Source organism: Micromonospora orduensis (genome assembly GCF_006228125.1).
In the GTDB taxonomy this organism is placed as follows: domain Bacteria; phylum Actinomycetota; class Actinomycetes; order Mycobacteriales; family Micromonosporaceae; genus Micromonospora; species Micromonospora orduensis.
This window is the reverse complement of the sequence record NZ_VDFY01000194.1, coordinates 20,985-28,291: the sequence shown is the minus strand read 5'-3', so window position 1 is coordinate 28,291 and position 7,307 is coordinate 20,985. Positions and strand designations below refer to the sequence as shown.

Annotated in this window: 6 protein-coding genes; all 6 read left to right on the top strand. The window is 72.0% G+C overall.

The features are described from left to right. The first annotated feature begins 298 nt into the window (after window positions 1-298). The 6 genes from FHG89_RS22470 (at window position 299) to FHG89_RS22445 (ending at window position 7,290) form a co-directional block, all read left to right on the top strand. Entirely contained in the window at window positions 299-1,498 is a 1,200-nt protein-coding gene (locus tag FHG89_RS22470; protein WP_139586397.1) for a PP2C family protein-serine/threonine phosphatase, read from the top strand. Continuing rightward, window positions 1,495-3,231 (top strand): sensor histidine kinase, encoded by a 1,737-nt coding sequence (locus FHG89_RS22465; RefSeq protein WP_139586396.1) that lies wholly within the window; start codon window positions 1,495-1,497, stop codon window positions 3,229-3,231. The genes FHG89_RS22470 and FHG89_RS22465 overlap by 4 nt, the downstream gene beginning before the upstream one ends. Beyond that, window positions 3,228-3,680 carry a response regulator gene (locus FHG89_RS22460; protein ID WP_139586395.1) on the top strand — a complete coding sequence of 151 codons (453 nt, stop codon included), beginning with the start codon at window positions 3,228-3,230 and terminating at the stop codon, window positions 3,678-3,680. Before FHG89_RS22465 ends, FHG89_RS22460 begins: the two co-directional genes overlap by 4 nt. Beyond that, window positions 3,673-4,482 carry an inositol monophosphatase family protein gene (locus FHG89_RS22455; protein WP_139586394.1) on the top strand — a complete coding sequence of 270 codons (810 nt, stop codon included), beginning with the start codon at window positions 3,673-3,675 and terminating at the stop codon, window positions 4,480-4,482. The genes FHG89_RS22460 and FHG89_RS22455 overlap by 8 nt, the downstream gene beginning before the upstream one ends. A 237-nt stretch (window positions 4,483-4,719) precedes the next feature. Further along, window positions 4,720-5,694 (top strand): coiled-coil domain-containing protein, encoded by a 975-nt coding sequence (locus tag FHG89_RS22450; RefSeq protein WP_425280204.1) that lies wholly within the window; start codon window positions 4,720-4,722, stop codon window positions 5,692-5,694. 36 nt (window positions 5,695-5,730) lie between these two features. Continuing rightward, window positions 5,731-7,290, top strand: a complete 1,560-nt coding sequence (locus FHG89_RS22445; protein WP_139586392.1) for a fused MFS/spermidine synthase — start codon at window positions 5,731-5,733, stop codon at window positions 7,288-7,290. Window positions 7,291-7,307: the final 17 nt, after the last annotated feature.

Here is a 7,307-nt window from a genome sequence, read left to right as displayed (position 1 = left end):
GGTGGGGGGTGCGCCCACGGGAACTCCTCGAAGGTGGTGGGGCCTGGGGTGGCACTATCCTGCCGTCCAGCGGCCCCGGACGGGATGGCCGGTCGGCCACCGATCCGCCCGGACGGCCACCAGGGGGCAGTGACGCGGCCCATCCCCGCCGCCCAGCGGCCGCCGTGTTGTGTGCGACCGTTGTCTAATACAGGATCAGCAGGGCACTCGGAAGGAGCCCGACATCACCAGCGAACTCTCGCGTCTCGCGGCGGTGACCCGGCCGCACCGGGGACCCGGCCTGGCCGGTTCCCCTGTCGTGCCCTATCCGCACGGCGGCCTGGCGCGTCACGCCAACCTGCCGCCGGGCGAGCGGTTGCGGGTGCTGCTGGTGGAGGACGACGAGGGCGACGCCTTCCTGGTCGGTGAACTGCTCGCCGAGACCAACTCGATGATCGAGCTGCTGGTCGCCACCAGCCTCAGCCAGGCGCGGCAGCGGATCACCGGCGTCGACTGCGTCCTGCTCGACCTGGGCCTGCCCGACGCGCAGGGGCTGGACGGGCTGCGCCAGGTGCTGGAGATGTCCAGCGGTGCGGCGGTGTGCGTGCTGACCGGCCGCTCGGACGAGCACCTGGGCATCGTGGCCGTCGCCGAGGGCGCACAGGACTACCTGGTCAAGGGCCAGGTGGACGGGGTGCTGCTGACCCGGGCGCTGCGCTACGCGGTGGAACGCAAGCGGGCCGACGAGAACGCCCGCCGGCTGCGTGAGGTCGAGCTGCGCCAGGCCGAGTCGGCCCGCCTCGAACGCGGCCTGCTGCCCCAGCCGCTGATGACGACCGACGAGGTGGCGGTGCACACCTTCTACCGGCCGGGCCGGCACGCGGCGCTGATCGGCGGGGACTTCTTCGACGTGGTCCAGACCCGTCCGGACCGCCTCTACCTGATCGTCGGGGACGTCTGCGGACACGGGGTGGACGAGGCGGCCCTCGGCGTCGAGCTGCGGGTGGCCTGGCGGGCGCTAGTGCTCGCCGGGGTGCCGGACGACGAGGTGCTGCCCGCGCTGGAGCAGGTGCTGATGAGCGAGCGCCGACTCCAGGAGATCTTCGCGACGGTGGCCACCACCCGACTGGACCTGGACGCCAACCGGGCCACCGTCCGACTCGCCGGGCACCCGCCGCCGCTGCTGCTCTCCGGCGGCCGGGTCGTCCCGGTGCCCGCGCCCGGCGGCCTGCTGCTGGGCGTACGCCCCCGCCGGCCGATCGCCTACGACCTGGAGTTCGACACCGATGACTGGTCCCTGCTGATGTACACCGACGGCCTCATCGAGGGGCGGGTGGGCGCGGGCAACGAACGCCTCGACGTGTTGGGTCTGAGCGGGCTGCTCGACGAACCGGCCAATCGCGAGGTGTCGCTGCCCGATCTGCCGGCCTGGCTGGTCGGCCGGGCCGAGCAGATCAACGGCGGCCCGCTCGCCGACGACGTCGCCATGCTGCTGGTCAGCCGGGGTGGTGGCCGGTGACGCCGGTGAGCGGCGGCTGGAGTCTGCGCCGCCGGGTCATCACCCTGCTCACCGTCGTGGGTGTGCTGCTGATCGGTCTGGCCACCGCGGAGGCGGCGATGGCCGCCCGCAACCGCACGCAGATCGACGCCGTCCTCAACCAGACCGGTCCGCTGCGGGTGCAGTCGCAGGAACTGCTCAACGCGCTGCTCGACCAGGAGACGGCGGTCCGCGGGTACGCGGTCAGCGGTAAGCCGGCCGACCTGGGTCCCTACCGGGAGGGTCTGGACCAGGAGAAGGCCGTCATCGCCTCGATGGGGACGCTGATCGGGGACTATCCGCAGATCGGTCGGGAGCTGCGGACCGTCCAGGAACGCGTCGAACAGTGGCGGCGGTCGGTGGCGGAGCCGGTGATCACCACGACCGAGCGCAGTGGCACCCGAGCCGGCCAGGCGTTGGTCACCGACCAGGCCCGGCAGCAGTTCGACGAGGTCCGCGCATCGGTGTCCCAGCTCCAGGAGGAGATCCTGGCCGCCCGACAGCAGTCCGCCGACGACGTCCGCAACAGCAGCAACGTGCTGGTCGTCCTGTTGATCGTCGCGGCGCTGGTGGTGGTCGTGGCCGGCGCGGTGCTGCTGATCTCGCTGGACCGGATGGTGATCCGGCCCCTGACCGGCCTGGCCGGTCAGGTCCGCGAGGTCGCCGAGGGCGACTACCAGCACCGCATCGCCACCCTCGGCCCGCCGGAGTTCATCCGGCTCGGCGACGACGTGGACGCGATGCGCCAGAAGATCGCCTCCGACCTGGCCGAGGTGCGCGAGGCCCGGGAACGCATCGAGTGGGTCAACAGCCAGCTCCAGAAGCAGGCCGAGGAGTTGACCCGGTCAAACCGTGACCTGGAGCAGTTCGCGTACGTGGCCTCGCACGACCTCCAGGAGCCGCTGCGCAAGGTGGCCAGCTTCTGCCAGCTGCTCCAGCGCCGCTACGCCGGGCAGCTCGACGAGCGGGCCGACCAGTACATCGCGTTCGCGGTCGACGGCGCGCAGCGGATGCAGCGCCTGATCAACGACCTGCTCGCGTTCTCCCGCATCGGCCGGCTCACCACCGGGTTCACCGAGGTCGACCTGAACAAGGTGCTGAGTGACGTGGCCGGCCAGACCGAGGCCGCCCGGCAGTACGCCGACGCGGAGCTGACCTGGACCGAGATGCCGGTGATCCGCGGCGAGGAGCCGCTGCTCACCAACCTGCTGGCCAACCTGGTCAGCAACTCGATCAAGTTCCGTCGCCCGGACGTGCCGCCGAAGGTGCACGTCTCGGCGCGGCTGGTCGGCGCCGAGTGGGAGATCACCTGCCAGGACAACGGCATCGGTATCGAGCCCGAGTTCGCCGACAAGATCTTCGTGATCTTCCAGCGACTGCACTCGAAGGACGCTTACCCGGGCACCGGCATCGGGCTGGCCATCGTCAAGAAGATCGTGGAATACCACGGTGGCCGGGTCTGGGTGGACACCGACGTCCCGGAGGGCACCGCGATCCGGTTCACCCTGCCGGCGCTCCCCGAGGACGTCGAGGCGGCTGCCGCCGCCGCCGACGCGCCGGAGCAGTCGGAGCCCTCCGCGCCGGACGACGCGGCGACCCCGGCCGAGGCGCCGGCCGGGTCGCCGGAGCAGTCCGCCGACCCGGACCGGCCGGACCGGGCCGACGGAGCACCGGAAAGCGGTAGAACGGGTGACATGAGGGAGACGGTGGGATGACCGCGCCAGCGGACGGCAAGAGCCCGATCGAGGTCCTGCTCGTGGAGGACGATCCGGGTGACGTGTTGATGACCCAGGAGGCGTTCGAGGAGCACAAGCTCCGCAACCGGCTGACCGTCGTCTCCGATGGCGCCGAGGCGCTCGCCTACCTGCGGCAGGAGGGCCAGTACGCCGACGCGGTGACGCCCGACCTGATCCTGCTCGACCTCAACCTGCCACGCCGCGACGGCCGGGAGGTGCTCGAAGAGATCAAGAAGGACGAGGGGCTGCGCCGCATCCCCGTCGTGGTGCTCACCACCTCCCAGGCCGACGAGGACATCCTGCGCAGCTACCAGCTGCACGCCAACGCCTACGTGACCAAGCCGGTGGACTTCGAGCGTTTCATCTCGGTGGTCCGCCAGATCGACGAGTTCTTCGTCAGCGTGGTCAAGTTGCCGCCGCGTGGCTGACACCCTGCTCGACGACGTCGGTGACCTGCTCCGGGAGGCCGCCGACCAGGTCGTGCTGCCGCTGTTCCGCAAACTCGACGACGCCGACGTGTCGGAGAAGGCGCCGGGTGAGGTCGTCACCGTCGCCGACCGCCGGGCCGAGGAGCTGATCTCCGCGCGGCTGCGGCACCTGCGCCCCGGCTCGATGGTGGTGGGCGAGGAGGGCGTCGCCGACGATCCCGAGCTGCTGCGGCACCTGCGCGACGGCGGGGACGTGTGGCTTGTCGACCCGGTCGACGGCACCGCCAACTTCGCCGCCGGCCGACGGCCGTTCGCCCTGATGGTGGCGCTGTTGACCGACGGGCGGCCGACCGCCGGCTGGATCCTCGACCCGCTGGCCGAGACGCTGGCCTCGGGCTGGGCCGACGAAGGCGCCCTGCTCAACGGCGAGCCGGTGGACCACGCGGGCCAGGTGCCGTCGCTGGGTGAGCTGCGCGGCGCGGCGATGACCAAGTTCCTGCCGCCGGAGGCCCGGGTCCGGGTCCGGGCCGGCGGCCGGCGACTTGGCGAGCTGCTGCCCGGCCAGCACTGCGCGGGCCGGGAGTACCTGGACATCCTCACCGGTGAGCAGCAGTTCACCCTCTTCTGGCGCACCCTGCCCTGGGACCACGCTCCGGGGGTGCTGCTCGTGCGCGCCGCGGGTGGGGTGGCCCGCCGGTTCGACGGCGTCGACTACCACCCCGCCGATGAGGGCCGCGGTCTGCTCGTCGCGGCCAACGAGCAGGTCTGGGCCGAGGTGCACGAGGCTCTCCTCAGCTCCTGATCCGCGCGCTGCGCGACAGTGTCGGGACACTGCGTCGACATCAGGCCTGTCCGAGGGTCAGGGGACTGGTCACCAGCGGGCGTTCCGGTATCGTGACCGGCGGTCTCCGCCAGCAGGCCGCCGACCGGCGCCGGCGGGGACGCCGCCGCGTAGTGGGTTTCACCGGGGGCCGGCGGTCGACGGAAGGACGCTTTCGTGCCCAGGACCAGGCTCAGCCAGCGGCGCGTACGCCGCACACTGCTCGCCGTGCTCGCCGCCGTCACGCTGGTGCTCGTCGGCGGTGCCGTCCCCGCGTACGCGGAGCCCGACGAGGGTGGCACCAAGAAGCTGCGGGACGCGTTGGAGCTGACCGCCAAGGGCCACATCGAGGCCAAGGCCAAACTGGACAACTCCAAGCGCCGGCAGACGGCGCTGACCGGCGAGCTGAAGTCCGTCGAAGGCCGGTTGGTCGGGCTCGCCGCCCAGGTCGGCGAGGTGGCCGCGCAGTCGTACCGGGTCGGCCGGCTCACCCCGGCGACCATGCTGCTCAACACCAGCACGCCGCAGGCGTTCCTGGAACGCGTGAGCGACCTCGACCTGATGGCCCAACGGGACAGCAAGCGGCTGCGCGATCTCGTCAACGCCCAGCAGGAGGCCCAGCAGGCCAAGCTCGCCATCGACGCCGAGGTGCGTGAGCAGCAGAAGCAGCTCGCCGTGATGGCGAAGAAGAAGAAGGAGGCCGAGGCGGCGCTCGCCGAGGTCAGCTCGGGCGGCAGCAACGGCTTCAGCGGCGGCAGCTCCGCCTCGGCGAAGCCGGCGCCGCGCAACTCCGACGGGTCCTGGCCGTCGGAGTCCTGCTCCGTGAACGACCCGACCACCTCCGGATGCATTACCCCGCGCACCCTCAACGCGCTCAAGCAGACCCAGGCGGCCGGCTACAAGCGGCACGTCTCCTGCCACCGCAGCGGCGGTGGCGGCGAGCACCCGAAGGGTCGGGCCTGCGACTTCGCGGCCGCCACCAACGGCTTCGAGGACCGGTCGGCGACCGGCGGGGACAAGGCGTACGGGGACAGCCTGGCCGCCTGGCACGTCCGTAACGCCGACCGGCTGGGCGTGCTCTACGTGATCTGGTACCGGCAGATCTGGCACCCCGGCACGGGTTGGCGCGCGTACAGCGGTAGCGGCAGCCCGGCCGCAGATCACACGAACCATGTTCATCTCTCGATGTACTGACCCGCAGCACCAACTTCGCTGCGTACCATCGCGACGATGAGCTCCCCACCGTCCGACGTAGCGGCCCCGCAGGCCTCAGCCGCGCCCGTGCCGGTCACCGGCCGGGCGCTGCCCAACGGCCTGGCCGCGTTCCTGGTCTTCTTCTCCAGCGGCGCCGTGCTGGTGCTGGAGACCGTCGCTCTGCGCCTGGTCGGCCCGTACGTCGGGGTGACCCTCCAGGTGACCAGCTCGGTGATCGGCGTCGCGCTCGCCGCCATCGCGTACGGCGCGTGGTCCGGCGGCTGGCTCGCCGACCGACGCGATCCGCGCGGCCTGCTGGCGCCGGCGCTGGTGCTGGCCGGCATCGCCACCGCGATCACCCTGCCCGTCGTCCGGTACACCGGTGAGGTGCTGCGCGGCGGCGCGGCCAGCGCCATCCTGCTGCTCGTCGCGTTGGCCGTGTTCGTGCCGGCCGCGCTGCTCGCCGCTGTCACCCCGCTGGTCGTGAAGCTCCAACTCGCCGACCTGCGCCGCACCGGTCAGGTCGTCGGCCGGCTGTCCGGCATCGGCACCCTGGGCGGCATCACCGCCACCCTGCTCACCGGGTTCGTGCTGGTCGCCGCTCTGCCCAGCACTGTGATCCTGTTGGCGTTGGCGGTGTCCCTCGGGCTGGCCGGCATCGCCCTGGGGTGGTATCTGCGCCGGCAGGCGCCCACCGAGCTGCCCGGTCCGGCCCGCACCCGGGCCGCGCTGGCCGTGCTCGGCCTGATCGGCGCGGGACTCACCACCGTCGCCCCGAACCCCTGCGACATCGAGACGGCGTACCACTGTGCCCGGGTGACGACGGACCCCGGCCGGCCCAGCGGACGGACGCTGCTGCTCAACTCCGCCCAGCACTCGTACGTGGACCTGGCCGACCCGAAACACCTGGAGTACGCGTACACCAAGTGGATCGGCGCGGTCGCCGACGTGGCCGCGCCGGCCGGGCAGCGGTTGGACGCCCTGCACCTGGGCGGTGGCGGTTTCACCGTGCCGCGGTACCTGACCGCCACCCGGCCGGGCACCGACAACGTCGTCTTCGAGATCGACGGCGGGCTGGTCGAGCTGGGTGAGCGGGAGTTGGGCGTACGCACAGGACCGGACCTGCGGGCGGTCGTGGGTGACGCCCGGATGCTCGTCGCCGGCGAGCCGACGGACAGCCGTGACCTGGTGGTCGGTGACGCGTTCGGGCACCTCGTGGTGCCGTGGCACCTGGCCACCCGGGAGATGGCCGCCGAGATCCGCCGGGTGACCCGCCCGGGCGGGGTGTACGTGCAGAACGTCATCGACTATCCGCCGCTGCGGTTCATCCGCGCCGAGCTGGCCACGGTGGGCGCCGAGTTCACGCACGTCGCGCTGATCGCCCCACCGGAGGCGCTCGCCGAGGAGCAGGGCGCCAACTTCCTGATCGTCGCCTCCGACGCTCCGCTCCCGCTGGACGCCGTCCGCAGCAGGCTGGGCGAGACCGACCCCAAGGTCAGTCTGCTCTCCGGTACGGACCTCACGGACTTCGTCGGCTCGGCGCTGGTGCTGACCGACGACTACGCCCCGGTGGACCAGCTGCTGGCGACCGCCTGATCGAGTGACATCCCTGA

What these genes read in the sequence shown, in the direction of transcription:
- FHG89_RS22460 (WP_139586395.1), top strand. Translation starts at nt 3,228, where the DNA reads ATGACCGCGCCAGCGGACGGCAAGAGCCCGATCGAGGTCCTGCTCGTG.
- FHG89_RS22445 (WP_139586392.1), top strand. Translation starts at nt 5,731, where the DNA reads ATGAGCTCCCCACCGTCCGACGTAGCGGCCCCGCAGGCCTCAGCCGCG.